Below are 25362 nucleotides of genomic sequence, written 5' to 3' on the forward strand. Positions count from 1 at the left end.
GGATGTCCAAGTCTAAGACATTCTGGCAAATATCGTTGAGCCTAGCGCAATGCCATTAATATGACGCTATGAGCTCTTTACCTTTACCTTCTTTTGAGTCTAAAGTCTGCCCCCCGGCAGAGTTAGAGGCCCGCATTGCGGCGCTCCCAAGGCCCCTGGTATTTACGAATGGAGTCTTTGATATTCTGCATCGCGGACATGCCAGTTACTTGGCTCAAGCACGTGCCTTAGGTGCTAGCCTTGTGGTGGGGGTGAACTCAGATGCCTCAGTGAGGATGTTGGGGAAGGGTGATGACAGGCCTATTAATACCGAGGCTGACCGCCAAGCTTTATTGGCGGCGCTGGAGAGCGTGGATTTAGCTGTGATGTTTACAGAGCAAACCCCAGTCAATCTGATTGAAAAAATTCATCCGGATATCTACGTTAAGGGTGGAGATTATGAAATCGATACTCTTGAAGAAACTCGCTTGGTGAAGACTTGGGGCGGTAAAGCAGTCGCTATTCCATTTCTGTATGAGCGCTCTACGACAACCCTGTTAGGCAAGATCCGAACTAGCTAAAGATTTTGTAAGAGCCAAGCCCAAAGCCCGCGCAGTACCAAACCTTCAATCGGTTCAACAGGAAGCGCTGACAACTCTGGAAACCGTTTGATTTCATTTGCCAAAATTTTGGCGTTGCCACCATCAAGCCAAATTCGCTCGACAGGATGATTCATGGCCTTAGCTAAATAAGCCGCGCGCAGTATCGCTCCTATTTGCGCCGCATCACAACCACCAGTAATAGCTTCATCCGTCGTTGTGCCAAAGCTTGCTTGAGCCTCAGAATTGCTAGTGCGAACCGCAAGTGGAAGTTGGGCTGTATTTTGTTGAAGGCTTTCTTGCATCAGGCTAAGGCCCGGCAAGATCCAGCCGCCGTAATGAACGCCGTTGCCACCCAATAAGTCAATAGTGGTGGCTGTTCCTGCATTAATCACCAGTGTGTTCGTATTTGAGAGTGCTCTTGCACCAATGAGTGCTGCCCATCGATCTGCACCCAGCTTGTTTGGATCTTGATAGAGTGTGCGCACACCATCGTAAGCACTGCTACCTGTAAATTGCTTCCACTCAAGGTCTTGCCACTGCGGAAAGAGGCTACGTAGATTTTCAATGGCAGCATCACCTGCTACACAGCAAAATGCAATCGCATCTGGCTTTGGCAATGTTTTAGAAATGTAGTCAGATAGTTCGGCGCGTAGCTCGGGCGATTGGAAAGACTTAGTACTAATCGATCCAGAGTATGCCCACAGTTTTTTATTCCTGTCCGCAATATTCTGTGTGGATTCAACGGCGGCCCATTTAAGCCGAGTGTTGCCAAGATCAAATACTAAATACAGACTCATGATTGAACTCGCAAAGAAACATCGCCTGCATGAATGGCAATCAATTTGTCATGCTGTTTTAGGAGGAGCGCGCCAGTGTCATCAACTCCGGAAGAAATTCCAATGATGGGATCCGTGCCTGTGCCTGATATGCAAACTGACTGGTCATTGAAGGCATCCCAGCGTTCCCAGGAATTTTTAAAATAGCCAAATCCATATTGCTCAAATTGAGTCAAATGCTTTTCAAATGACTCAATTAGTTTTAGCCAAATAAATTCCGTATCGGGAATTGAGGTTTGATGCGGTATGAGTTGATCCAAGGCGGCAACATTAAGAGAGGATTGATCTTTCAAACCTTTTTGAATGAGTGCTGAATTACGTAAGTTCAGGCCTAGTCCGATCACCATCCAAGTAGGTGAATTTGGATTGCTCTGTCCACCTTCAATCAAGATGCCGCCAAGCTTGGCATTGTTCAGCAATAAATCGTTGGGCCACTTCAGTCGTAGACCTTGTTGATGAAGTGCATCTTCGCTAAGTCCTAGTGCTTTCGCAATTCCGGAAATAGCTGCCAAGCCGATAACTAGACTGAGCCCACTCAGTTCATTGGGGCGCTTGTGGAATGGGTAGGCCAAGGAAAAACATAGAGTGTCTTCAGGGTTGGAGAGCCACACTCTTCCAGCCCTACCCTTGCCGGAGGTCTGCTCGTGGGCAATTCGAGCAACGGGGTCAATTAATTCCCCGGAACGCCAACGCGCCAATAAATCATCATTAGTCGATTTGGTGGTGGCAACGCGCTCTAGGATGCAATTCGGACTCATTTTCCTATTGTAGAAAGATCTGGCCTAGCTGACCTAGAATGATGGAATGCATCACGAAGATCAGCGTCCTCGCAAGTTTGTTTGGCCACTCCAAGCAATGCCTTTGGCCAGAGCCATCAGCTTGAGCTATGCGCTTTTAATCGTCTATGTCAGTCTCAACCCCTTTGATTTCAACTTTGACAATGGAATTGCTGCTTGGGCGTGGTTAGATGCTCCTTTACCCCGCTTTATTACACTCTTTGACGTTTCGGTCAATATTTTGGCCTACATCCCCTTGGGATTTTTATTGGTCTTTGCCTGCTATCCACGATGGCGTAATTTCGTTGCTCTGGGTATCGCCTTGAGCTTTAGCGCGGCATTGGCTTTTAGCGTCGAGTCATTACAAACTTGGTTGCCCACTCGCATTCCCAGTCAAATGGATTGGTGGGCCAATGTTTTGGGTGGATTGATGGGCGGCCTCTTGGCGATCCCTTTGGGGCCTCAGTGGCTCTCTGGTAGCGCAGTACGCCGTCGTTTTGACCAGTGGTTTGGTTTGAACTGGGCAGCTTGCGCCTTATTTTTACTTTTTCCTTGGGCTCAGATCTATCCCCAGAGTTCGTGGTTGGGGACTGGGGTGTGGGGTCATGCGATTTTTGCCTCAGTCGACTGGGGAACGATGGTGGTGAATCATTTCGTCCAAGAATCCATCATTACGGCGGTTTGCTGGTTAGGAACCGGACTCCTACTATCTCTAGGTATGCGCGCAAAAGCGCCCCAGTGGAAAATCTTGAATAGCCTGCTTTGCTTCACCGTTTTGGTCAAAATTACCTTTACCGCATTGCAATTCGGGGCAGAATTCAGTTTTTCATGGCTTACCGCAGGCGCTATTTGGGGGATGGTATTGGGAACCCTGTTGCTGAGATGGGCACTTCAATTGCCTGTATCCAGTAAAGCTTGGCTTGCAATCGCTTGTTTGGTCAGCGCCACCCTGGCAATTAATCTCTTGCCGGACAACCCTTATTTCATTTTGACATTACGACACTGGTACCAAGGCCGACTATTACACTTTAATGAATTAATGCAATGGGTTTCCGTAGTATGGTTGCCATTAGCTTTGCTTTGGGCGCTCCGAAATAGAGCCACCTTTAATTTAAAACCTTGATTGAGATTTTTTATGAGTTTTAAGTACCATGTTTTTTTCTGTCTAAACCAGCGCAGTAATGGCGAAGACTGCTGCGATCGCCATAATGCTTTTGCATTATTTGACTATGCAAAAAAACGCGTGAAAGAGTTGGGACTGTCTGGCCCTGGAAACATTCGCATTAATAAGGCGGGATGTTTAGACCGTTGTGCTGATGGCCCTGTAGCGGTGATTTATCCAGAGGGTATTTGGTACACATTTGTGGATACCGAAGACATCGAAGAAATAATCCAGTCACACTTAATACAAGGACGCCCAGTAGAGCGTCTGCAGTTAGCTTAAAAAGATTTGAGAAAGTTTGCCTCATGAATAGCCGTACAAAAATAATTCATATTGATGGTGTTGTTGGTCAAATCGAAATGTCGATTGATCTTCCTGATGAATTAAAAAACAACCCTGATTTTGTAGTGAGAGGTTTGGCCTTGGTTGCACATCCACACCCGCTAATGGGTGGAACAATGGATAACAAGGTTGCGCAAACGATGGCTCGCGCTTTTAATCAATTGGGTTACGTCAGTGTGCGCCCCAATTTTCGCGGAGTGGGTGCTACAGCTGGTGTGCATGATGACGGCGTTGGCGAGATGGAAGACTTGCTACACGTCACCGATTGGATGCGCACACCTTCCAGCTGGAATCAATTTGAGGCTACCTCGCAACAGGCATGGGTGCAGACTGCGAATACCTTACCTTTGGTGGTTTCTGGATTTTCATTTGGAAGTTTTGTCGGAACGCATTTAGTGCAACGCTTAGCGGAGCTAGGACGCCCAGCTGAGCGGCTTGTCATGGTAGGTAGCGCAGCTGGCAAGTGGGTCCTAGCACCCGTTCCTGCTGATACGATTTTGATTCATGGCGAAGTGGATGAAACCATTCCCCTAATTGACGTTTTAGATTGGGCGCGTCCTCAAGAGTTAACAGTGCAAGTGGTGCCAGGAGCGGATCATTTCTTCCATCGACGTTTACATTGCATTCGCAACATCATCACAGGCGCTTGGTTGGGAATGCCCGATCATCGTAATCAATAAAGAAAATTGAGAAAGAGAAAAAGACATGACTGAAGATAGAAAATCCCTTATTGAATATCCATCAGAATTTCCAATTAAGGTGATGGGCAAGACTAACCCAGAGTATTTGCCTGCGATCTTGCATATTGCGCGTCAATTTGACCCTACTCTTGATGAGAGCAAGGTTGAGCAACGACCTTCTAAAGATGGAAATTATCTCGGTATTACTTTGCCAATTACTGCGACCAGCCGTGAGCAGTTAGATGAGTTGTACCGCACTCTATCGACACATCCTTTGGTGAGCGTTGTTCTCTAAATTATTTGCATGAGTTTTTTAGTAAAACATTTAGGGGTGGCTGACTACGAGTCAACTTATCAAGCGATGCGAGAATTTACGCAGCAGCGAGATAGCGATACTCCAGATGAAATCTGGATTCTGGAGCATCCTCCAGTATTCACATTGGGTTTAGCGGGAGATGCAAGTAATTTGCATTCCCCTAGCGATGAAATCCCGTTGGTACAGGTCGATCGTGGTGGCGAGATCACTTATCACGGGCCTGGGCAAATTGTGGTGTATCTACTGCTCGATCTGAGGCGATTGGGGATTTTTGTAAAAGAGCTTGTATCCCGAATTGAGCAGGCTTTGATTAATACTCTTGGTGACTTTGGAATTCAGGCAGAAAGACATGCTGGTGCACCCGGTATTTATGTTGCTCGGGAGAGTGCGATGCCATTGGAGTATCGGGGCGCCAAGATTGCTGCTTTGGGCCTCAAAGTCTCCAAGGGATGCTCCTATCATGGGCTTGCTTTGAATGTATCGACCGATTTAGCAGCTTTTGCCCGTATTCACCCATGCGGGTATGAGGGCTTAAGGACGGTGGATATGCAAACCCTTGGGATCAAGGACAATATAGACATTATTAGCCAAACCCTTTTAGGGCATTTGCAAAAGCAACTAAGTTCATCATGACCACCAATAAGCCGGATCTCGATATCACCGCCACTGGCAATAGTCGCCAGGACCTTAATTACGATGCTTCCCGTAAGCAGAAGTCGAGTGAAAAAACTGCGCGTATTCCGATCAAGATTGTTCCATTGGAGCAAGTGCTCAAAAAACCAGATTGGATTCGAGTTAAAGCTGCCTCTGGAAATTCTCGTTTCTCTGAGATTAAAAAGATTCTTCGTGAGAATGAGTTGGTCACAGTTTGCGAAGAGGCAAGTTGTCCCAATATTGGTGAATGTTTCGGCAAGGGCACTGCTACCTTCATGATCATGGGTGACAAATGTACCCGTCGTTGTCCATTTTGTGATGTGGGTCACGGTAGACCAGATCCGCTAGATACCAAAGAGCCTGGTAATTTAGCGCGTACGATCGCTGCTCTCAAATTAAATTATGTTGTGATTACTAGCGTAGACCGCGATGATTTGCGTGATGGCGGCGCTATGCATTATGTGGATTGCATATCTCAGTCACGAGACCTCTCCCCAAGCACTCGGATTGAAGTCTTGGTTCCAGATTTTCGGGGTCGCTTAGATAAAGCTTTGGATATTTTTTCAGAGCATGCCCCGCAAGGTTTGCCTGACGTGATGAATCACAATTTAGAAACAGTTCCACGCTTATACAAAGAGGCGCGTCCCGGTGCTGACTACGCACATTCTTTAAAGTTGCTGAAAGATTTCAAAGAGCGCTTCCCGCATATCCCAACTAAGAGCGGTTTAATGGTTGGCTTGGGAGAAACTGATGAAGAAATTTTAGAAGTCATGCGCGATATGCGTGAGCACAATATTGATATGCTGACTATTGGTCAGTATCTAGCTCCTTCAGGACATCACCTGCCAGTTCGTCGTTATGTGCATCCTGATGTCTTTAAGCATTTTGAGGAAGAGGCTTATGCTATGGGCTTCTCACATGCTGCCGTGGGCGCGATGGTTCGCTCTAGTTACCATGCTGACCAACAAGCGCATGGGGCTGGCATTGTCTAAACGTATTCTTAAAAAGTTTGGTGTAGCTCTAGCGTTTGGATTTCTACTATCTGCTTGTAGTCCTAAATTAGACTGGCGGACTGTGCAGTCTCCACAAGAAGACTATAGCGCTTTGTTCCCAGGCAAGCCCGAAAAGATTGAGCGAAAACTCCCATATCAAAACCAAGAAATTCCACAAACCTTAGAGGCAGTAAAAATTGAGGATGATATTTATTCGGTGAGCACAATTCACTTGGGTAAAGATCAAGTCGCGCTAGCGCCTAAGTTATTAGAGCAATTACAAGGCAACCTATTAAATCGTGCAAATGCTAATTTTGAAAATGCGGTTACTGAAGATGCTTCTTATCAAGCGGCTAATCGTCAACGCTTGCCTACTAAAGATTATTTTTTAGAATTCAAATCCACTGGTGCGATAGAGCAGTCAATGCGTGTGCGTTGGATCACCAGGATTGTGCCAGACAATGGAGCTTGGATTTATCAAATTTCGGTTTTACATACTGCGCCAGCGCGAGTAGCTGCAAAACAATTTTTTTCTGAAGAGGCCTACTCTAATTTCTTTGATGAGTTTCATCCAGAATAGTTTCCGGACGAAACTAAAATTCTGATTAAGACTTTTCTAAAGCCGCTACTTTAGCTTCGAGGGCTTCTAGTTTTTCTCTGGTCTTAGCAAGCACCTTAGATTGCAGATCAAATTCTTCGCGAGTAACCAGATCCATTTTCTGAAAACCCTGATTCATCATCGCGCGGACATTCTTTTCAATCTCTTGCGCAGGTGAATTACGAATAGCATCTCCAACCTTGTTTTGCATATCGCTAGCAATGCGTTGGATTTGTTCTAGGATTTCGCCTGGTTTTTGCATAATGCGGCCCGCCGTTCTATTGAAAGTTGCTTAAAAGATACAGATCGTATTTTAAGTTGTAGAGCCAAAAACAGGCAAAACCAGCCAAAAATGCTGCAATTGCACCAAAATGAACGCAAATGGTGCAAATATAAGCACCAAAATTGGGCATAAGCCTTATTTAGGGGAATCGCCCCAAATTGAGATGACTCCCGAGATTCATGATCACTCCATGCAATAAAGCATTTATCCCTTTTTTTCATGACCACCAAGGAGTTTTATATGAAAACTATTCAAAAGACAGCCATCGCTCTAGCGGCATCTGGCTTATTTGCAACAGCGGCATTTGCGCAAACAGCACCCGCAGCTGCTCCAGAGGCTCCTGAGGTGAGTCCAATTACAGCTAACGTGACAGTAACAAATAACTATATCTACCGCGGTATTTCGCAATCAAATTTCAAGCCTGCGATTCAAGGTGGATTTGACTATGCCCATGAAAGTGGCCTCTACATTGGTAACTGGAACTCATCAATAAGTTGGGTGTCAGATGGTGGTGCCGCCACTAGCGCCCCTATAGAGATGGATTTTTATGGCGGCTTTAAAAAGGATTTAATAGCAGAAGGCTTTGCTTCTGATATTGGTCTTTTACAGTACTACTATCCAACCAGTGGAATCATCGCTGGATTTACAAATCCAAATACAACGGAAATTTATGCTGCACAAAATGCAACATTCGGACCGGTTACGGGCTTCTTGAAATTTTCATATGCCCTCAGCAATACTTTCGGATTTGCTAACAGTACGGGATCAAGCTACCTTGATTTAACGGGGAACTACGATACTGGTTTCTATGGCATTTCATTAAATGCACACGTGGGTATGCAAAGAATTGCAGGCCAGTACTACACGGCTGAGCAGGCTACTGTGAGTTATACCGACTGGAAGCTGGGCCTTACAAAAGACTTTGGTGGTGGCTTATCCGCATCAGCAGCTTATGTTGGTACCAATGTCAAGCAGGGTAGTGGAGGTTCATACGCTTACTATTCACCAACAGGAAGAAATCTTGGCGGTCAAACAGGTTTAGTGTCTCTCACAAAAACTTTTTAATTCTTTCCTCTGAACGGAGAAACCTATGAAATTAATTACCGCAATCATCAAGCCCTTCAAGCTTGACGAAGTGCGCGAAGCTCTCTCAGAAGTGGGAGTTTCGGGTATTACCGTCACTGAAGTTAAAGGCTTTGGCCGTCAAAAAGGTCACACCGAGTTGTATCGCGGTGCTGAGTATGTTGTCGACTTTTTGCCTAAAGTAAAAATTGAAGCTGCTGTTGAAGATGGCATCTTGGAGCGAGCGATTGAAGCAATTGAAAAATCTGCTCGTACTGGAAAAATTGGTGATGGCAAGATTTTTGTCTCCCCAGTTGAACACGTCATTCGCATTCGTACCGGTGAAACCGGCGCGTCAGCACTTTAAAGAGAGGTTCAAAATGTTAACTTGGATGAAAAAACTCCTTGCTAGCGGTGCGGTAGCTTTGGCTATTGGTGCTACTGGCGTTATGGCGACTTCATCAGCTTTTGCTGAAGAGGCTAAGCCAGTTGCCGCTGCCGCTGCTGCTGCGGTTGCTGCTGCTCCGGCATTGGTCCCAAATAAGGGTGATACAGCCTGGTTGCTAGTGTGTACCGCACTAGTAATCTTGATGACATTACCTGGTTTGGCTTTGTTCTACGGTGGTTTAACACGTAGCAAGAACATTCTTTCTGTACTCGTACAGTGTATGTTTGTGTTCGCGTTGATCACAGTGTTGTGGTCCCTCTATGGATACAGCTTTGCATTTACTGAAGGTGGTGCATTCATTGGTGGACTCGATCGCTTGTTCTTGCAAGGCATTACTCCTGACTCAGTTGCCGCTACATTTAGTAAAGGCATTGTGATTCCTGAGTATGTATTTATGGCCTTCCAAGCTGCGTTTGCAACTATTACTTGCTGCTTGATCATTGGTTCATTTGCTGAGCGCGCTAAGTTTTCTGCAATCGTTGTATTTGTAATCCTTTGGTTCACATTTAGCTACTTGCCAATCGCTCACATGGTTTGGTTCTGGCCTGGTCCTGATGACATCAAAGATGCAGCATCACTTGAAGCAATCACAGCGCGTGCTGGTTGGTTGTGGCAGAAGGGTGTTCTCGACTTTGCTGGTGGTACCGTTGTTCATATCAACGCTGCTATCGCTGGCTTGGTAGGTTCATTCGTGATCGGCAAACGTTTAGGTTACGGTAAAGAAGCAATGAAGCCGCATAACCTAGTGTTTGTAATGATCGGCGCTTCACTATTGTGGTTCGGTTGGTTTGGTTTCAATGCCGGTTCTGCTTTAGAGGCAAACGGTAGTGCAGCCTTGGCATTCGTAAACACATTGTTGGCAACAGCTGCAGCAGTATTGAGCTGGTCAGTTGCTGAGTGGGTTCACAAAGGTAAGCCTTCCATGTTGGGCGGTGCATCTGGTTGCGTAGCTGGTTTGGTTGCCGTTACTCCTGCCGCTGGTTTTGTAGGCCCGATGGGCGCGCTAGTTATCGGCGCTGCTGCTGGTGTAGTTTGCTTGTGGGGTGTTTCTGGTCTCAAGAAGATTTTGGGTTCAGACGACAGCTTGGATGTATTCGGCGTGCATGGCGTTGGCGGTATCTTGGGTGCTTTGTTGACTGGCGTGTTCGCAGATCCAGCCTTAGGCGGAACAGGTATTTGGGACTATGTAGCGAATGCTGCAGCTCCTGATTATTCTATCGCTAGCCAATTATGGATTCAGAGCCAAGGCGTCATCGTTACCCTAATTTGGTCTGGCGTAGTTTCTTATATTGCCTACAAATTGGTTGATATGGTGATTGGCCTGCGCGTTAAAGAAGATGCAGAGCGCGAAGGTTTGGACATCACTTCCCACGGTGAGTCTGCTTACGAGTCTTAATTAGCGTTTTTACCCCTCACTGGGCGGCTTTTGTTAGCTGCCCGGTTTTTAAGCGCGGGATCCTCGGATTCCGCGTCTTTCTTTTAAAAATCTTACAATGGTGAAATGGTTCCACATCTCATCACTGCCCTTAGCGGCCCTCTTCTCGATCTCGAGTCGAAGGTATTAGAAGCAACCCCAACTATTGAGCGCTGGTTCAGGCTTGAATGGCAGGAGCACACTCCGCCGTTCTACTGCTCAGTTGATCTGCGTAATGCTGGCTTTAAGCTAGCTCCAGTCGACACTAATCTCTTTCCGGGTGGATTTAATAATCTCTCACCACAGATGTTGCCTTTGGCAGTGCAGTCTGCAATGGCTGCAATTGAGAAAATTTGTCCTGAAGCAAAAAATTTACTGTTGATACCTGAGCGACACACTCGCAATACTTTTTACTTGCAGAATATTGCGCGCTTATCCTCGATTTTGCGTCAAGCAGGCCTTAATGTGCGCCTCGGTACTTTGTCGGATGAAATTAAAAAGCCAACGTGGATTGATTTGCCAGATGGCAATCGCCTCTTGATGGAGCCTTTATCTCGTCTGGGCCTCAAGCAGCAACGTCTTGGCTTAAAAGATTTTGATCCATGCTCAATTTTGTTGAACAATGATTTATCAGCAGGCATTCCTCCAATCTTAGAAAATCTGCATGAGCAGTATCTCTTGCCGGGCCTGCACGCAGGATGGCATGTGCGCCGCAAATCAAATCACTTTGCTGCCTATGACGAAGTTGCAAAGAAATTTGCAAAGGTGGTGGACATTGATCCTTGGATGATTAATCCTTACTTTGCTAGTTGCTCTAATGTGAACTTTCATGAGCGCAAGGGAGAGGAAGAATTGCAAGCAGCTGTAGAGAAAGTTCTCAAGAAAACTGCCAAGAAATACCGTGAGTACGGCATCAAAGAAAAACCATACGTTGTTGTTAAAGCTGATGCTGGAACATACGGTATGGGCGTAATGGTAGTGAATGATCCTGCCCAGCTCAAAGGCTTGAATCGTAAAGACCGCAATAAGATGAGTGTTGTCAAAGAAGGTCTTGAGGTAAGTGATGTATTGATTCAGGAAGGTGTTTACACCTTCGAGAAAGTGAATGAAGCTGTCGCTGAACCAGTGGTGTACATGATTGACCGTTATGTAATCGGCGGCTTCTATCGCGTACATACTGACCGTGGCCCCGATGAGAATTTGAACGCGCCTGGCATGCATTTTGTACCTTTGGCATTCGAGCAAAACTCCATGCCAGATCTGGCTGCTAAGCCTGGTAGCGCACCGCCCAATCGCTTTTATCTCTATGGCGTTGTCGCTCGCCTAGCTTTATTGGCCGCTTCTTTAGAACTGGAGCGTTCCGATCCTAATGCTGAAGCTGCTTAACTTTATTTGAATGCTCGGACATAAGATGAATCTCCTTTTCATTGCTGACCCTTTGGAGTCTTTCAAGATTAGTAAAGATTCCACCTTGGCAATGATGCGAGTTGCACAAGAGGCAGGGCATCAATTGTGGTTTTGTCAAAGTCGCAATATCCTTTGGAGGGATGACTTTGTAGTAGCGGATTGTCAGTCTCTCGACATTAAGCCAAGCGGTACTGCATGGTTTGAATTGGGCCCCGTTGAAGATCGCCCATTAAATACTTTTAACGCAGTCATGATGCGTACTGATCCACCGTTTGATATTGAGTATCTCAATACCACTTGGTTGTTATCTGCTGCAGTTCGTCAGGGTGCAAAAGTATTTAATAACCCGATGGCTATTCGGGACCATTCTGAAAAAATATCTATTACTGAATTTCCAGAGCTTATTCCGCCAACTTTGATTACGCGCGAACTTAGTGCAATCGAGGTATTTCATCAAGAGCATCAGGATATTGTGATTAAGCCTTTAGATGGCATGGGTGGTATGGGCGTGTTTCGTGTCGGGCTGGATGGCTTGAACCTTGCCAGTATTGTGGAGACGCTTGGCGAGAACGGCGCACGTACTTTGATGGTGCAAAGATTCTTGCCTGAAATAGCTCAAGGCGATAAACGGGTCTTGCTGATTGGTGGCGAGGTAGTGCCATTCGCATTGGCTCGCATTCCACAGGGTAGCGAAATCCGAGGTAACTTAGCTGCTGGTGGCAAAGGAGTGGCTATGCCACTGACGGATGCCGAGCTTAAGGTTGCAGAGCGCCTTGCCCCAATTTTGAATGCCCGGGGCTTGTTCTTGGTAGGATTAGATTTAATTGGTGCTTATGTCACAGAAATTAATGTGACCAGCCCAACATGTTTTGTAGAAATTACTGAGCAAAGCGGATTTGATGTCCCGAAATTTTGGTTAACAGCGCTTGAAAAGGCATTGGCATAAACATGGTTGGAATCGTAATAGTTGCCCACACCCCAGTGGCAAGCGCGATGCTCGGTTTTGCTGAGCATGCATTTGGTGTAGTGCCCGAGAGGGTTAGGGCTGTCGATATTCCGCCCTATGAAGACACAAAGGCTAGCTTCGATCGAGTGTTAAGGGCGGCATACGGCGTCAATACTGGTCAGGGCGTTTTAATCCTCACTGATGTGATGGGCGCTACTCCAGCCAATGTGGCATCTAAGCTTGAAGCTCTAGGGCCATTATCTGGCCTGAATGCGCCAGTGATTGTGTTGGCGGGACTTAATTTACCGATGTTGATGCGTTGCATTTCTCATCGCGGAGAGGGCCTAGAGGAGCTGGCTCAGAAAGCGCTTCAGGGTGGCCAAAATGGCATCCTACGATTGGGTTCTAAAGCCCCACAAGCCACTACGGAGAGATAGGGCCCACTATGCCTGTTGCTGAAATTGAAATCATTAATAAGTTGGGCTTGCATGCTCGCGCATCTGCGAAGTTATCTCAACTTGCTGCAGAGTTTCCTTGCGAAATCTTCCTGTCCCGTAATGGCCGTCAAATTAATGCCAAAAGCATTATGGGCGTCATGATGCTAGCTGCTGGCATTGGCAGTACAGTCACTTTAGAGACTGTTGGTGAAAAAGAAGATGAGGCAATGCAGGCCTTAACGGCATTGATTAACGATCGATTTGGCGAGGGCGAATAAGGATGACTTTTGCTTTGCACGGAATAGCAGTATCTAAAGGCATTGCTATCGGCAAAGCCGTACTGATATCACGCGCAGCATTAGAGGTTAGTCATCACTTAATTGAAGCTGGTAAAGAAGAGGCTGAAGCCCAAAAGTTATTAGATGCTTTTGAGCAGGTGCGTCTGGAGTTGGCGCAATTGCGCCAAGGGTTGCCTAAAGATGCACCACAAGAAATGGCTGCGTTCTTGGATGTGCACGGCATGATTCTGGCAGACCCGGCTTTAGCTGAGAAGCCAATTAAATTAATTCGCACTCAAAGATTAAATGCTGCTTGGGCTTTAACAACCGAGCTGAATGATCTTTTAGAGCAATTTGCTGATATTGAGGATGCGTATTTAAAAGAGCGTGCCAACGATATTCGGCAGGTAGCTGAGCGCGTAATTAAGGCTTTGAATGCTCAGAAAAAAGATCCTTTACACGATGCCGATTTTTTGCCTGCAAGCGATATCGGCATAGAGTCGATTATTGTTGCCCACGATATTGCTCCCCATGACATGCTGCGCTTCAAAGAGCATGCCTTTACGGGGTTTGTAACGGATCTTGGCGGTAAGACCTCCCATACCGCCATTGTTGCGCGAAGCATGGAAATCCCCGCAGTAGTCGGTGTGCGCCATGCCAGCGAAATGATTCGCCATGGTGATTGGCTGATATTGGATGGCGAGCATGGGGTTGTCGTAGTTGCGCCCGATGAACAACTCCTTGCTGAGTATCGAAAGCTACAAGCCCAAGCCTTAAAAGAGGCCCGCAAATTAAAACAGTTAAAGCATGCCAAGACAGAGACGGCTGACCGCGTTGAGATTGAGTTATTTGCCAATATTGAGTTGCCTGAGGATGCTATTCAGGCAGTGAAGTTGGGTGCTGTAGGCGTTGGCTTATTCCGCTCCGAATTTTTATTTATGGATCGCAAGCAAGCCTTGCCCGATGAAGAGCAGCAGTATCAAGAATATCGCCGTGTAGTTGATTTAATGCATGGTCTGCCTGTCAATATTAGAACTATTGACGTTGGTGCCGATAAGGCATTGGGTGGTGGAGGCGATGTTTCTCAAACTGGTGCATCACCACTGGGATTGCGAGCGATTCGCTGGTCTTTGACCGAGCCTGAAATCTTTCTAACGCAACTTAGGGCCATCTTACGTGCATCGGCCCATGGTCAGGCGCGCATCATGATTCCGATGTTGGCCCATGCTAAAGAAATCGACGAAACATTTAGATTAATTGAAAAAGCAAAGCAGCAATTGCATCAGCGTGGCAAAGCATTCAATCCGAATATTCAAGTTGGTGCCATGATTGAAATTCCAGCGGCTGCATTGATGCTACCCTTGTTTATTAATCGATTTGATTTTCTTTCGATTGGTACGAATGACTTAATTCAGTACACCTTGGCAATTGACCGCGCAGATCATGCGGTAGCGCACCTGTACGATCCTTTGCATCCTGCTATTTTGAATTTACTGGCAAGCATTATTGACCAAGCTAAACGCGCGGATGTGCCAGTTGCTGTTTGCGGAGAGATGGCGGGCGATCCTGCGTTAACAAAGCTATTGCTCGCACTCGGGCTAACGGATTTCTCAATGCACTTCAGTCAGCTGTTGTTAGTTAAGCGTGAGATCCTAAAGGCAAATGTGGGCCTATTAAAAGCCCGTGTTCCTAGGGTTCTGCGTGCTTACGAGCCCGAAGAGCAGGCCAAGGCATTGGAGCGATTGCTTTCTTAATTCCCTAATGTTGGGAGCCGCAAACTTTGCATGCGGGATTTCGAGAAATGCGAATCTCATCAATTTGAGTATTGAGCGCATTCCAAAGCAACATTCTTCCTACTAAAGGCTGACCAAAGCCAATCAATACCTGAAGGGCTTGGGCTGCTTGCATCGCGCCAATAATGCCAACCAAGGGCGAGAAGATACCCATGCTGGCACAGCTAACTTCCTCGAACTGTTCTTCCGGAGAAAAAAGGCAGGCGTAGCAGGGTGACGTTGCACTCCGAAAATCAAAGACGCTCAATTGACCATCAAATTTGAGGGCAGATCCAGAGATGAGTGGCACCTTGTGATTAAAGCAGGCTGCATTAATGAAGTGGCGGGTAGCAAAGTTATCAGTGCAATCTAGGACGAGGTTTACTGATGGCAAAAGATTGCTCAATAAATTCTTGGTCGCCTTCTCTGCGATTGCGTTAATCGTGAGGGTGGGATTAATGCTGTGCAAAAACTGTTTTCCTGACTCCACCTTACTTTTGCCGATGGAGTTTTGACTATGCATGATTTGTCGTTGCAAATTAGTGAGCTCGACTTTGTCATGATCAACTAGCGTTATTTTTCCGACACCGGCTGCGGCTAAATAGGGTGCAGCAGCGCTTCCAAGTCCACCTGCACCAATGATCAGGACGTGCGAGCCAAGAAGCTTTTCTTGGCCAGCAACATCAATTTCTTCTAGCAGTAAATGCCGCGAGTAGCGAAGTAGCTGCTCATCATTCATATGCATGCCTAGTTGCTAGAACTTACTCTAGCTTAGAGGCTGAGCGTTTAACTGGCTCACCATTGATAAATGCGACTGCCTGAGTAAGCATGAAATCATCTGCGCTACCGAGCTCGACAGGTTTTTTAGACTTGTCTTTTTCTTTCTCTTCAGGAGTCTTCTTGGCATTTTTTTCTTCAATGCGCTGAAGCTCCTCAAGGCGACGCTTTTCACGATCGGCAACCAGTTTTTCTTCTGATGATTGCTTGTTGCGCAAATGCTTCTCGCTATCAACTTCGCGGGTAATTAATACATCATCCGGATCGCCATCTTTATTTTGATCAACTGCGATATCCGGTTTGACGCCATAAGCTTGAATCGATTTACCACTCGGTGTGTAGTAATAAGCAGTAGTGATCTTCAGCGCAGAATCATTAGTCAGTGGGCGCACTGTTTGTACAGAGCCTTTACCAAAAGTAGTCTTACCAATGATGGTTGCGCGTTTGTAATCTTGTAATGCGCCAGCCACAATTTCAGAAGCGGAAGCGGAGTAGGCGTTTACCAAAACTACCATAGGTAATTTTTTATACATCGCTGGCACACCAGCTAAGGGATCACCAGGCTCACTGAGGCGATACATTGCAGGTGTTGCATTGAACACCTGCTTAGAGTCAGCTGTCTGACCCTTAGTGGAAACAATTACAGCATCTGCTGGCAAGAAAGCGGCGGCAACACCGACCGCACCTTGTAGCAAGCCACCACCATTGTTTCTGAGATCAAGAATGATGCCCTTCATTTTGGGATCTTGATTTGCCAGCTCGGTTAATTTTTTGGCTAGATCAGGAACAGTGCGCTCTTGAAAGCTAGTGACTCTTACCCAGGCAATATCGTTATCTAAAATTTTGGCTTTAACTGACTGCACTTTAATTTCAGCCCGGGTAATTGTTACTGGAAAGCTACGCTCTTCACTCTTACGGAAGACGGTCAAAGTAATTTTTGTGCCTGGCGTACCGCGCATGGTACGCACTGCTTTATCCAGCGACATCCCGCGAACAGGTTTGTCATCTAAGCGGGTAATCAGATCGCCAGCCTGTAAGCCAGCTCGCGCTGCGGGACTATCTTCAATTGGATTGAGTACTTTAACAACGCCATCTTCTGAAGTGATTTCAATTCCAAGACCAGCAAACTTGCCACTGGTTTGTTCTTGCATTTCAGAGAAATCTTTTTTATCAAGATACGTAGAGTGCGGATCAAGACTGCTCACCATCCCTTTGACCGCATCGGTCAGTAACTGTTTATCTTCAATCGGCTCAACATACTCACGTTTGATTTGAGCAAAGACATTTGATAATGTGCGCAGTTCATCCAAAGGTAGCGTCGCGCCTTGTTGGGCGGTGGCAGATAGTTGGATGGTGGCTGCAACCCCAGCGATGAGGCCGACAGAGACTAGGGCAAAGTTCTTGAAAAATACGCGCATGTTTCTGTTTTACCTTAATCCAAATAAAAATGCTGAATGGGCTTGAGGTTGTCATCGAGCTCATAAACAAGCGGGATGCCATTAGGAACGTTAATTTCCATAATGTCTTCGTCAGAAACCTGGTCGAGATACTTAATTAATGAGCGAATGCTATTGCCGTGTGCAACGAGTAATACGCGCTTGCCTGCTTTGAGAGCGGGCGCGATAGATTCATTCCAGAGGGGCAATACGCGCTCGACGTTATCTTTTAGACACTCACCCAAAGGAATATCGGAGTCGCTGAGTTTTTCGTAACGTCGGTCATTTTGCGGATTACGCTCATCATCTTTTTCTAGTAGTGGTGGGCGTACATCGTAGGAGCGTCGCCAAATGTGAACTTGCGCGTCTCCGTACTGTTCTGCTGTTTCAGCTTTATTTAGGCCAGTGAGGGCGCCATAGTGACGTTCATTCAACCTCCAGCTGTGGACTACAGGTAGCCACATGAGGTCCATAGTATCTTGAACATGCCACAGGGTGCGGATCGCTCTTCTGAGGACTGAGGTGTAGGCCACATCAAACTCATAGCCTGCTTTGCGAAGGTTTTCTCCAGCAGCTAGGGCCTGTTCAGTGCCTTTTGGGGTTAAGTCAACGTCCGCCCAGCCAGTGAAGCGGTTTTCAAGGTTCCAGGCGGATTCGCCATGACGAATAAGGACAAGTTGTTTCATAGAGCCATTCTATAATCCGGTGATGAACTTTCTCACGCAAATTGATAATTTAGCGCTTATCGCCCTCCTGCTTGTTTCGGGCGCAGCACTCTTCTTCCCCACATTATCTACGCTTATTAGCGGAAAAGGCTTATCGCCCACAGAAGCAACAATTTGGATGAATCGCCGTAAAGCCGCCGTTTTGGACTTGCGTCCAGAATCCGACTTTAAATCTGGCCACCTGCCGGGAGCAAAACATCTTTTGGCCGAGCAAATCACGTCCGGAATCGATAAGCTCAAGCTGGATCGTAAAAACCCTATTATTTTGGTTTGCCACTCAGGTATGAGTGCCCGCAAGGTTGTTCCGGAGCTCAAGAAGCTTGGATTCTCTGAGGTCGCAGTTCTGGATGGTGGCGTTCAAGGCTGGCAGGCTGCAGCCTTGCCATTGGTTAAATAATTCAGCGGATCTTCGATATGTCACCGGTCACGATGTATAGCACCCAAGTTTGCCCTTACTGCGTTATGGCTGAGAAGCTATTGCAGAAGAAGGGCGTTGCAAATCTAGAGAAGATCCTCATTGATCGTGATCCTGCGCAGCGCGAGATCATGATGACCCGTACAGGCCGCCGTACTGTGCCGCAAATTTACATTGGTGAAACCCATGTTGGTGGTTATGACGATCTGGTTGCGTTAGATCGTGCCGGCCAACTTGACCCACTCTTAGCTTAAAAATTTACTCAGAAAGTTTCCCATGACTGAACAAACTACTTCCGCTCCAGATGCAGCAGATAACTCAAAAGAGCCTGGTTTTCGTATTCAACGTATTTATCTCAAGGACCTGTCTTTAGAGCAGCCAAACGCACCACAAATTTTATTGATTGCCGCTGAGCCTCAAGTTGAGGTTGAGGTAGATGTTGCAGTTACACGCTTAAGCAATGAAATTTTTGAGGTTGCTTTAATCGCCACAGTAACCGCCAAAGTAGAAAGCAAGGTGCTGTTTTTGGTTGAAGCAAAGCAAGCTGGTATTTTTGAATTTAGCAATATTCCTCCCGAGCAAATTGATCCGATGTTAGGCATTGCTTGCCCAACGATTTTGTATCCTTATTTGCGTTCGAATATTGCCGACACCATTAGTCGTGCTGGTTTCCAACCAATTCATCTGAATGAGATTAACTTCCACGGTATGTACGAGCACCGCATCATGCAAGCTGCGCAAGCTGCTGCAACGGAAAGTGGCTCTACCGATGAAAGCAAAATCATTCTTCCTCACTAAGCCGATTTAATTAAAGCCCACAGATCATGAAAGTGACGCTGCTTGGAGCTGGTTCATGGGGTACTGCTATGGCCGCGCAAGCAGCACGCCATCTTCAGGCTGGCGATGTTTGCTTGTGGTCGCGAAGCGCTGAGCAGTTAGAGGGTATCCAGCAGTCTGGCGAAAATGCAGACTACCTGCCTGGCGTCATCTTGCCAAAGGGCTTGCAATTAGAAGTGAGTTTTGAACGGGCTATTGAACGCCTCTCTGAAGATGATCTTTTAGTAATTGCTACTCCGATGTCGGGTTTGTCGGAAACGGTGGCGCAGGTGCTGCGTCTTGCCGAACACCCACTCAATATTGTTTGGTTATGCAAAGGCTTGGAGCCCAGTACTACCTTGTTGCCGCACCAAGTAGTAGACCGGGAAGATAAGTTGCACAGTCATGGTCTGCACCATTCCTACGGCGCTCTATCAGGGCCAAGTTTTGCGCAAGAAGTGGGTAATGGTATGCCTTGTGCATTAACTATCGCCAGCAAATCGAATGCCTTGTGTGACATTGTTCAATGTGCTTTCCATCATGGCAATATGCGCATCTATGCCAGCGATGATTTGGTTGGTGTTGAATTAGGTGGTGCGATTAAAAACGTTTTAGCAATTGCTGCCGGTATTGGCGATGGCCTAGATCTTGGCTTAAATGCGCGCGCTGCGGTATTAACTCGTGGCCTTGCCGAAATGATGCGATTAGTAAAAGCTGCTGGTGGCAGACCAGAGACCTGCATGGGTTTAACCGGCGTAGGTGATTTGATTTTGACTGCCACTGGTGATCTTTCACGTAATCGCCGCGTTGGTTTGGCGCTTGCTGCAGGAAAACCTTTGCCCGAAATTTTGGGCAACTTAGGACATGTTGCTGAGGGTGTGCTGTGCGCCTCTGCGGTGGGTAATCTGGCGACACGCCTAGGTGTCGAGATGCCAATTACCGCCATGATGGGGGAGGTCTTATCTGGAAAACTTTCTCCGCATGAAGCTGTGAAAAAACTCATGGGGCGCGACCCCAAGGTCGAAGTTTAAGTTTCTTAACTTCCGCCAAGCAATCCGTTTTGGCGCCATGCTTCATAAACCACAATCGCTACGGTATTTGAGAGATTCAAACTACGGCTGCTATCTTGCATCGCGAGGCGAACTTGATTGGGTGTTGGGATTGAGCTTCTGACTTCTTCGGTGATGCCTTTGGTTTCTGATCCAAAAACAAAATAGTCTTCAGGCAAATATTTGCCATCATGAAACTTTCCTGAGCCTTTAGTGGTGAGAGCAAAAATCCGTTCCGGCTTAGGTTGTTCATCAATCAAAAATTGTGCCCAGTTTTTATGAACCTTTACCTTTGCGAACTCGTGATAGTCCAGCCCCGCTCTACGAAGTTTGGCATCCTCCATGGGGAAGCCAAGGGGTTCGATGAGATGTAACTTTGCACCCGTGTTTGCGCACAGGCGAATGATGTTGCCTGTATTGGGTGGAATTTCTGGTTCGAATAAAACAATGTTAAACATGCTCTGATCTTTGTGATGGGCGAAGTGTTCTTAGTAGAACCCAATTAATAACATGAGATACACCATTGTCCTTCAATACGCGGGCGATTTCATTTAAGGTTGCTCCGCTAGTCATGACATCATCAAACACAATCACTGATGCAGACTCTAGCTGACCCTGGTGCTGAGGGTTGATATAAAACATGTCTTGAATGGCTATCTGACGATTGGCGCGGTTCTCATTGGCTTGATGTTGGGTATGGTGATAACGCTTCAAAATGTGCGGGTTCTTATGAATGTGTTTGTCACAGTCAATCCGCCTAGCCAACTCCCAGCTTTGGTTAAAACCCCTTGTACAGAGTTTTTCTTGGCTTAGCGGTACTGGTAGAAGATAGTCTGCTTTGGTTGTTATTAAGCCCTTTGAAAGTAGTGCATTCCATGTTGCAGCTAGGCCATGCGCACATGCAAGTCGACATTGATATTTCAATTGATGTAAGGCGGACTGAAGTCTGCCATCGTATCTATCGAGGCAGTAAGTTTCATCAAAGTAGGGCGGGTTAGTGCTGCATTCTCGACAACGTTTTTCTTTCAACTCCGTTGCTTGTAGAGTAAGGCCGCATTGCTTGCAGCATTCGTAATTTGATAGTTGATCTGACTGCAGTTGGATTAAGCAATCAAGGCAGAGAGTGCGTTGCTGAAATACCCCGCAAACAATGCATGAGCTTGGTAATAGATGAGAACAAATGGATTGAAAAATATTCTCTATTGCGCGCATGGGCCGCTGAGTATACTGAGCCAATGACCCAATCAATCAGATGGCTTCAGGATGAAATTGCAGCTCGCATGTTGCAAAAATTAGACATCGTGAAGTTGGAGGCAAAAGACGTCCTGCTGATCCCAGATTTTCCTGGGGCACATGCCCCTTTTCTGACAAAGCGTTTTCCAGGAATTCGTTTTCACAGTGCACCAGAATGCGAGCTATCCGGTTTTGATTTGTTGAAACTGAGAGTGTCTCGTTTTTGGAATTCAAGAATGAAGTCGGCATCCCAGATTTCTCTTGATGACTACAAGAAAACAGGTCGCATTAATCTCCCTAGTAATTCTGTAGATTTAGTGGTCAGCGTTCTCTTGATTCAGGACTTGGCTGATCCCAAGCATTTCTTGCAAGAGTGCTGGCGAGTACTTAAAGAAGGTGGATTGTTGACGTTGAGTTATTTGGGCCCCGATACCGCCAAAGAGCTCAACTCTGAAGCTTTGGTGCAGCAATTGCCGCTTCAAAAGTTAGTCAGCCCCTGGGATATGCACGATATGGGGGATGCCCTGCTGGGTGAGCGTTTTTCGGACCCGGTAATGGATATGGAGTTTTTGAACTTGGATTACGACTCCGATGCGCTCTTATTGACTGATGCCAGAGCCCTCAATTTGCTTGTTTCTGAAGATCAAGACATCACCCAAATTACCCAATTACCCAAAAAAATGACCTTAGAGGTGGTTTATGGACATGCCTGGGCTTTGGGCAAGCACCTTGCCAAGGCACAAGATCATGTCGCTTATATTGATCTAAATCAAATCGGACGCAAGACTAGGAGTGATTCTGCTTAAGTGTAAGTGCTCACTATCTTTTAAACCATTACCAAGATTGAGGCTGACATGGTTAACCCGGTTTGTTGTTGAACCTAATTAACCCTATAATCAGCGCTAGAAGTATTGGCTTGATACCGCTTTTTTGGGCTTTTTGAGGCTTTATTGCCGCAAAAGTTCATGACAATAAACAGAGAATAAGATGAATTTATTTGGAAAAGTCACTAGGGCTTCGCTCTATTTAGTAGCAGCCTTCGGCACTGCAATTGCACAGGCAGCTGAAAATATGCCAGGCGGCCCAGCTGTCAATCAATTGAATTTTGCCGCTCCAGCGACAAAAATCATGCAAGAAATCCATTGGTTGCATTGGATGATGTTGATTATTTGTGCACTCATTTTTATTGGTGTTTTTGGAGTGATGTTCTATTCCATTCTCAAGCACCGTAAATCTTTAGGTGCTAAGTCTGCATCTTTTCACGAGAGCACTACGGTTGAGATCATTTGGACAGTTATTCCATTGTTGATCGTTATCGGTATGGCTTTGCCAGCAACAAAAACTGTTGTGGCAATGAAAGACACTACTAACTCTGATATCACTATTAAGACCACTGGTTACCAGTGGAAATGGGGTTACGACTACATCAAAGGTGAGGGTGAGGGCATTAGCTTCTTATCCACCATGTCTACTTCACGTGAGGCCATCAATAATTTGGCTCCTAAATCAAATACGTATTTGATGGAAGTGGATAACGAGATGGTTGTACCAGTTGGTAAAAAGATTCGTCTCATCACTACAGCTAACGACGTAATCCATTCATGGACGATTCCTGCATTTGGCGTTAAGCAAGATGCCATCCCTGGTTTCGTTCGCGATACTTGGTTCCGTGCTGACACTATCGGTAAATTCCGTGGCCAGTGTTCTGAGTTGTGCGGCGCTGAGCATGCCTTTATGCCTATCGTGGTGAATGTGGTGTCACAAGACGACTACACCAAGTGGGTAGAAGAGAAGAAAAAAGAAATGGGCGCGGCCTCTGATGATCCAACTAAGGTTTACACCTTGGATGAGCAAAAAGAGCGTGGTGCCAAAGTCTATGCGGCCAATTGCGCAGCTTGCCATCAGCCTAACGGTAAAGGTGCGGGCACATTCCCAGCGCTTGACGGTAGCAAAGTGGTGCTTGGACCAAAAGCTGGTCAATACAACATTCTTATCAATGGTAAGGGTGCTATGCCGAAGTGGGCTGGTGTAATTTCTGACGGCGATATTGCTGCCGTGATGACATATACCCGCAATGCTTGGGGCAATAAAACGGGCGAGATTATTCAGACCCAAGATATTGTTTCTGCACGCGCTGGCAAGTAATTTATTTATTAATACAGATCAAACTAAACCGGAGTAATCCATGAGCACAGTCTCTACCACCCACGATCACGCACACGACCACGCGCATGATGATCACACGCCACATGGTTGGCGTCGTTGGTTGTTTGCAACCAACCATAAAGACATCGGCACGATGTACCTCATCTTCTCATTCGTGAGTCTGATGGCTGGTGGTGTGATGGCTTTGGGTATTCGCTTGGAATTGTTCCAACCAGGTTTGCAATTCTTGCGCCCTGAGTTTTTCAATCAGTTAACTACCATGCACGGTTTGGTGATGGTGTTCGGTGCGATCATGCCGGCGTTCGTTGGTTTTGCTAACTGGATGATTCCTTTGCAAATAGGCGCATCCGATATGGCCTTTGCTCGTATGAATAACTTTAGCTTCTGGATTCTTCCAGTAGCAGCTTGCTTGTTGTTTGGTTCATTCTTAGCTCCTGGTGGTGCTCCTGCTGGTGGTTGGACTTTGTATGCTCCATTAACCTCACAAATGGGCCCTGGCTTGGACATGGGTATTTTTGCACTCCATTTATTGGGTGCCTCTTCCATCATGGGCTCGATTAACATCATCGTAACCATCTTGAACATGCGCGCTCCTGGCCTGACATTGATGAAGATGCCAATGTTCTGCTGGACTTGGTTGATCACTGCTTATTTGTTGATTGCTGTAATGCCTGTATTGGCTGGTGCAATCACTATGGTTCTCACGGATCGTCATTTCGGTACTTCTTTCTTCTCCGCTGTTGGCGGTGGTGACCCAATCATGTTCCAGCATATTTTCTGGTTCTTTGGCCACCCAGAGGTGTACATCATGATTCTTCCAGCATTCGGAATCATTAGTGAAATCGTTCCTGCATTCTCTAGAAAAACCTTGTTTGGCTACAGCTCCATGGTTTATGCAACCGCATCTATTGCGATCTTGTCATTCATTGTTTGGGCTCACCACATGTTTGCAACTGGCATGCCTGTAACTGGTCAGTTGTTCTTCATGTACGCCACAATGTTGATTGCCGTCCCAACTGGTGTGAAGATTTTCAACTGGGTCGCAACTATGTGGAAAGGTTCGATGACTTTCGAAACTCCAATGTTGTGGTCTGTTGGCTTCATCTTCGTATTCACAATGGGTGGTTTTACAGGCCTAATCTTGGCAATGGCTCCAATTGATATTGGCGTGCAAGATACTTATTACGTTGTTGCCCACTTCCACTATGTATTGGTAGCAGGATCATTGTTCGCAATGTTTGCTGGCTTCTATTACTGGTGTCCAAAGTGGACTGGCTACATGGCCAATGAAACTCGCGGCAAGATCCACTTCTGGACTTCCATGATTTTCTTCAACATTACTTTCTTCCCAATGCACTTCTTGGGCTTAGCAGGTATGCCACGTCGTTACGCTGACTACCCAACTCAGTTTGCTGATTTCAATATGGTTGCTTCTATTGGTGCGCTTGGTTTTGGTCTGTCACAAGTTTATTTCTTACTCTTTGTTGTCTTGCCAGCTTACAACGGTAAAGGCGAAAAAGCGCCAATGAAGCCATGGGATGGTGCTAAAGGTTTGGAGTGGACAATTCCATCGCCAGCTCCACACCACACATTTGAAACACCTCCTGATGCTAAAGAGTTGCATGCTGCAGGAATCTAAAGTAGCCGCACACAGATCCCAGTCTGCTAGCAATCGCAGATTGGGTTTTATCCTTTTAAGCGTTGCCCTAGTTTTCTTTATTGGTATCGTAATTAAACGGAGTGTGCTGGGTTAAGGCCCTT

Annotated in this window: 32 protein-coding genes; 24 read left to right on the forward strand and 8 right to left on the reverse strand. The window is 46.4% G+C overall.

Going from position 1 to position 25362, the window contains the following annotated elements; translation table 11 throughout:
• The first annotated feature begins 68 nt into the window (after window positions 1-68).
• A complete protein-coding gene (gene rfaE2 / locus ICN30_RS02015) occupies window positions 69-560 on the forward strand; it encodes a D-glycero-beta-D-manno-heptose 1-phosphate adenylyltransferase (protein ID WP_216229718.1) in 492 nt (163 codons plus the stop codon).
• Here the strand turns inward: rfaE2 and ICN30_RS02020 are convergent.
• Window positions 557-1378 carry a type III pantothenate kinase gene (locus ICN30_RS02020; protein ID WP_216229719.1) on the reverse strand — a complete coding sequence of 274 codons (822 nt, stop codon included), beginning with the start codon at window positions 1376-1378 and terminating at the stop codon, window positions 557-559. The two genes, rfaE2 and ICN30_RS02020, sit on opposite strands and share 4 nt — an antisense overlap.
• A complete protein-coding gene (locus ICN30_RS02025) occupies window positions 1375-2175 on the reverse strand; it encodes a biotin--[acetyl-CoA-carboxylase] ligase (RefSeq protein ID WP_216272858.1) in 801 nt (266 codons plus the stop codon). Before ICN30_RS02025 ends, ICN30_RS02020 begins: the two co-directional genes overlap by 4 nt.
• 46 nt (window positions 2176-2221) lie before the next feature.
• Between ICN30_RS02025 and ICN30_RS02030 the strand changes: the two genes are divergently transcribed.
• From ICN30_RS02030 to ICN30_RS02060, 7 genes are read left to right on the forward strand one after another with little or no spacing between them, the layout of a single operon-like run.
• Window positions 2222-3316: a VanZ family protein gene (locus ICN30_RS02030; protein WP_216229721.1), complete on the forward strand. Its 1095-nt coding sequence runs from the start codon at window positions 2222-2224 to the stop codon at window positions 3314-3316.
• A 12-nt stretch (window positions 3317-3328) separates the two neighbouring features.
• Window positions 3329-3637: a ferredoxin gene (locus ICN30_RS02035; RefSeq protein WP_216229722.1), complete on the forward strand. Its 309-nt coding sequence runs from the start codon at window positions 3329-3331 to the stop codon at window positions 3635-3637.
• A gap of 23 nt (window positions 3638-3660) precedes the next feature.
• Window positions 3661-4377 (forward strand): alpha/beta hydrolase, encoded by a 717-nt coding sequence (locus tag ICN30_RS02040; RefSeq protein WP_216229723.1) that lies wholly within the window; start codon window positions 3661-3663, stop codon window positions 4375-4377.
• A gap of 25 nt (window positions 4378-4402) precedes the next feature.
• Window positions 4403-4672 carry a YbeD family protein gene (locus ICN30_RS02045; RefSeq protein WP_114654086.1) on the forward strand — a complete coding sequence of 90 codons (270 nt, stop codon included), beginning with the start codon at window positions 4403-4405 and terminating at the stop codon, window positions 4670-4672.
• Between the two features lie 9 nt (window positions 4673-4681).
• Window positions 4682-5326, forward strand: coding sequence for a lipoyl(octanoyl) transferase LipB (gene lipB, locus ICN30_RS02050; protein WP_216229724.1), 645 nt, complete (start codon window positions 4682-4684; stop codon window positions 5324-5326).
• Window positions 5323-6339 carry a lipoyl synthase gene (lipA, locus tag ICN30_RS02055; protein ID WP_216229725.1) on the forward strand — a complete coding sequence of 339 codons (1017 nt, stop codon included), beginning with the start codon at window positions 5323-5325 and terminating at the stop codon, window positions 6337-6339. Before lipB ends, lipA begins: the two co-directional genes overlap by 4 nt.
• On the forward strand, window positions 6332-6919 hold the full coding sequence (locus ICN30_RS02060; RefSeq protein WP_255533055.1) for a hypothetical protein: 588 nt from the start codon (window positions 6332-6334) through the stop codon (window positions 6917-6919). Before lipA ends, ICN30_RS02060 begins: the two co-directional genes overlap by 8 nt.
• 25 nt (window positions 6920-6944) lie before the next feature.
• On the opposite strand, the gene ICN30_RS02065 is transcribed toward ICN30_RS02060, so the two are convergent.
• Window positions 6945-7199 carry an accessory factor UbiK family protein gene (locus tag ICN30_RS02065; protein ID WP_015422110.1) on the reverse strand — a complete coding sequence of 85 codons (255 nt, stop codon included), beginning with the start codon at window positions 7197-7199 and terminating at the stop codon, window positions 6945-6947.
• 261 nt (window positions 7200-7460) lie between these two features.
• Between ICN30_RS02065 and ICN30_RS02070 the strand changes: the two genes are divergently transcribed.
• From ICN30_RS02070 to ptsP, 8 genes are all read left to right on the forward strand, one after another.
• Complete coding sequence (locus tag ICN30_RS02070) at window positions 7461-8285, forward strand: TorF family putative porin (RefSeq protein ID WP_216229726.1); 825 nt, start codon at window positions 7461-7463, stop codon at window positions 8283-8285.
• Window positions 8286-8310: 25 nt separating this feature from the next.
• Complete coding sequence (locus tag ICN30_RS02075) at window positions 8311-8649, forward strand: P-II family nitrogen regulator (RefSeq protein WP_011903792.1); 339 nt, start codon at window positions 8311-8313, stop codon at window positions 8647-8649.
• A 13-nt stretch (window positions 8650-8662) separates the two neighbouring features.
• On the forward strand, window positions 8663-10126 hold the full coding sequence (locus tag ICN30_RS02080; RefSeq protein WP_216229727.1) for an ammonium transporter: 1464 nt from the start codon (window positions 8663-8665) through the stop codon (window positions 10124-10126).
• A 105-nt stretch (window positions 10127-10231) separates the two neighbouring features.
• Window positions 10232-11530, forward strand: coding sequence for a glutamate--cysteine ligase (gene gshA, locus ICN30_RS02085; protein ID WP_216272860.1), 1299 nt, complete (start codon window positions 10232-10234; stop codon window positions 11528-11530).
• A 25-nt stretch (window positions 11531-11555) separates the two neighbouring features.
• The gene (gene gshB / locus ICN30_RS02090) at window positions 11556-12497 is read left to right on the forward strand and encodes a glutathione synthase (protein WP_216229729.1); all 942 of its coding nucleotides are present in this window, start codon (window positions 11556-11558) and stop codon (window positions 12495-12497) included.
• 2 nt (window positions 12498-12499) lie between these two features.
• Window positions 12500-12934: a PTS sugar transporter subunit IIA gene (locus ICN30_RS02095; RefSeq protein WP_216229730.1), complete on the forward strand. Its 435-nt coding sequence runs from the start codon at window positions 12500-12502 to the stop codon at window positions 12932-12934.
• Between the two features lie 8 nt (window positions 12935-12942).
• Window positions 12943-13212, forward strand: coding sequence for an HPr family phosphocarrier protein (locus ICN30_RS02100; protein ID WP_015422104.1), 270 nt, complete (start codon window positions 12943-12945; stop codon window positions 13210-13212).
• 2 nt (window positions 13213-13214) lie between these two features.
• Window positions 13215-14966, forward strand: a complete 1752-nt coding sequence (gene ptsP / locus ICN30_RS02105) for a phosphoenolpyruvate--protein phosphotransferase (protein ID WP_216229731.1) — start codon at window positions 13215-13217, stop codon at window positions 14964-14966.
• A gap of 4 nt (window positions 14967-14970) precedes the next feature.
• Here the strand turns inward: ptsP and ICN30_RS02110 are convergent, their stop codons facing one another.
• Genes ICN30_RS02110 through gpmA form a run of 3 tightly spaced genes read right to left on the reverse strand, consistent with a single transcriptional unit; the run spans window position 14971 to window position 17883 of the window.
• On the reverse strand, window positions 14971-15723 hold the full coding sequence (locus ICN30_RS02110; protein WP_216229732.1) for a molybdopterin-synthase adenylyltransferase MoeB: 753 nt from the start codon (window positions 15721-15723) through the stop codon (window positions 14971-14973).
• Between the two features lie 22 nt (window positions 15724-15745).
• Window positions 15746-17179, reverse strand: coding sequence for a S41 family peptidase (locus ICN30_RS02115; RefSeq protein WP_216229733.1), 1434 nt, complete (start codon window positions 17177-17179; stop codon window positions 15746-15748).
• A 14-nt stretch (window positions 17180-17193) separates the two neighbouring features.
• Window positions 17194-17883 carry a 2,3-diphosphoglycerate-dependent phosphoglycerate mutase gene (gene gpmA, locus ICN30_RS02120; RefSeq protein WP_216272862.1) on the reverse strand — a complete coding sequence of 230 codons (690 nt, stop codon included), beginning with the start codon at window positions 17881-17883 and terminating at the stop codon, window positions 17194-17196.
• A gap of 22 nt (window positions 17884-17905) precedes the next feature.
• Here gpmA and ICN30_RS02125 point away from each other — a divergent pair, with 22 nt between their 5' ends.
• The 4 genes from ICN30_RS02125 to ICN30_RS02140 are packed head-to-tail and all read left to right on the forward strand — an operon-like array spanning window position 17906 to window position 20184.
• The gene (locus tag ICN30_RS02125) at window positions 17906-18319 is read left to right on the forward strand and encodes a rhodanese-like domain-containing protein (protein WP_216272864.1); all 414 of its coding nucleotides are present in this window, start codon (window positions 17906-17908) and stop codon (window positions 18317-18319) included.
• Between the two features lie 17 nt (window positions 18320-18336).
• Complete coding sequence (gene grxC / locus ICN30_RS02130; RefSeq protein WP_216272866.1) at window positions 18337-18591, forward strand: glutaredoxin 3; 255 nt, start codon at window positions 18337-18339, stop codon at window positions 18589-18591.
• Between the two features lie 22 nt (window positions 18592-18613).
• Window positions 18614-19135, forward strand: a complete 522-nt coding sequence (gene secB / locus ICN30_RS02135) for a protein-export chaperone SecB (protein ID WP_216272868.1) — start codon at window positions 18614-18616, stop codon at window positions 19133-19135.
• A gap of 26 nt (window positions 19136-19161) precedes the next feature.
• Entirely contained in the window at window positions 19162-20184 is a 1023-nt protein-coding gene (locus ICN30_RS02140) for an NAD(P)H-dependent glycerol-3-phosphate dehydrogenase (RefSeq protein WP_216272870.1), read from the forward strand.
• Window positions 20185-20189: 5 nt separating this feature from the next.
• Here ICN30_RS02140 and trmL read toward each other — a convergent pair whose 3' ends face one another.
• Together trmL and ICN30_RS02150 are read right to left on the reverse strand one after the other, a co-directional pair.
• Window positions 20190-20660, reverse strand: a complete 471-nt coding sequence (trmL, locus tag ICN30_RS02145) for a tRNA (uridine(34)/cytosine(34)/5-carboxymethylaminomethyluridine(34)-2'-O)-methyltransferase TrmL (protein WP_216272872.1) — start codon at window positions 20658-20660, stop codon at window positions 20190-20192.
• Window positions 20653-21231, reverse strand: coding sequence for a ComF family protein (locus ICN30_RS02150; RefSeq protein ID WP_255533057.1), 579 nt, complete (start codon window positions 21229-21231; stop codon window positions 20653-20655). The genes trmL and ICN30_RS02150 overlap by 8 nt, the downstream gene beginning before the upstream one ends.
• 206 nt (window positions 21232-21437) lie before the next feature.
• On the opposite strand from ICN30_RS02150, the gene ICN30_RS02155 reads away from it, so the two are divergent.
• From ICN30_RS02155 to ICN30_RS02170, 4 genes are all read left to right on the forward strand, one after another.
• A complete protein-coding gene (locus tag ICN30_RS02155; RefSeq protein WP_255533058.1) occupies window positions 21438-22241 on the forward strand; it encodes a methyltransferase domain-containing protein in 804 nt (267 codons plus the stop codon).
• A gap of 265 nt (window positions 22242-22506) precedes the next feature.
• Entirely contained in the window at window positions 22507-23580 is a 1074-nt protein-coding gene (gene coxB / locus ICN30_RS02160) for a cytochrome c oxidase subunit II (RefSeq protein WP_370626576.1), read from the forward strand.
• 40 nt (window positions 23581-23620) lie between these two features.
• A complete protein-coding gene (gene ctaD, locus ICN30_RS02165; RefSeq protein ID WP_216272880.1) occupies window positions 23621-25240 on the forward strand; it encodes a cytochrome c oxidase subunit I in 1620 nt (539 codons plus the stop codon).
• Window positions 25224-25355, forward strand: coding sequence for a cytochrome oxidase small assembly protein (locus ICN30_RS02170; RefSeq protein WP_216272882.1), 132 nt, complete (start codon window positions 25224-25226; stop codon window positions 25353-25355). The genes ctaD and ICN30_RS02170 overlap by 17 nt, the downstream gene beginning before the upstream one ends.
• The last annotated feature ends 7 nt before the right edge of the window (window positions 25356-25362 follow it).

The organism is Polynucleobacter sp. 31A-FELB (assembly GCF_018882405.1).
GTDB lineage: Bacteria > Pseudomonadota > Gammaproteobacteria > Burkholderiales > Burkholderiaceae > Polynucleobacter.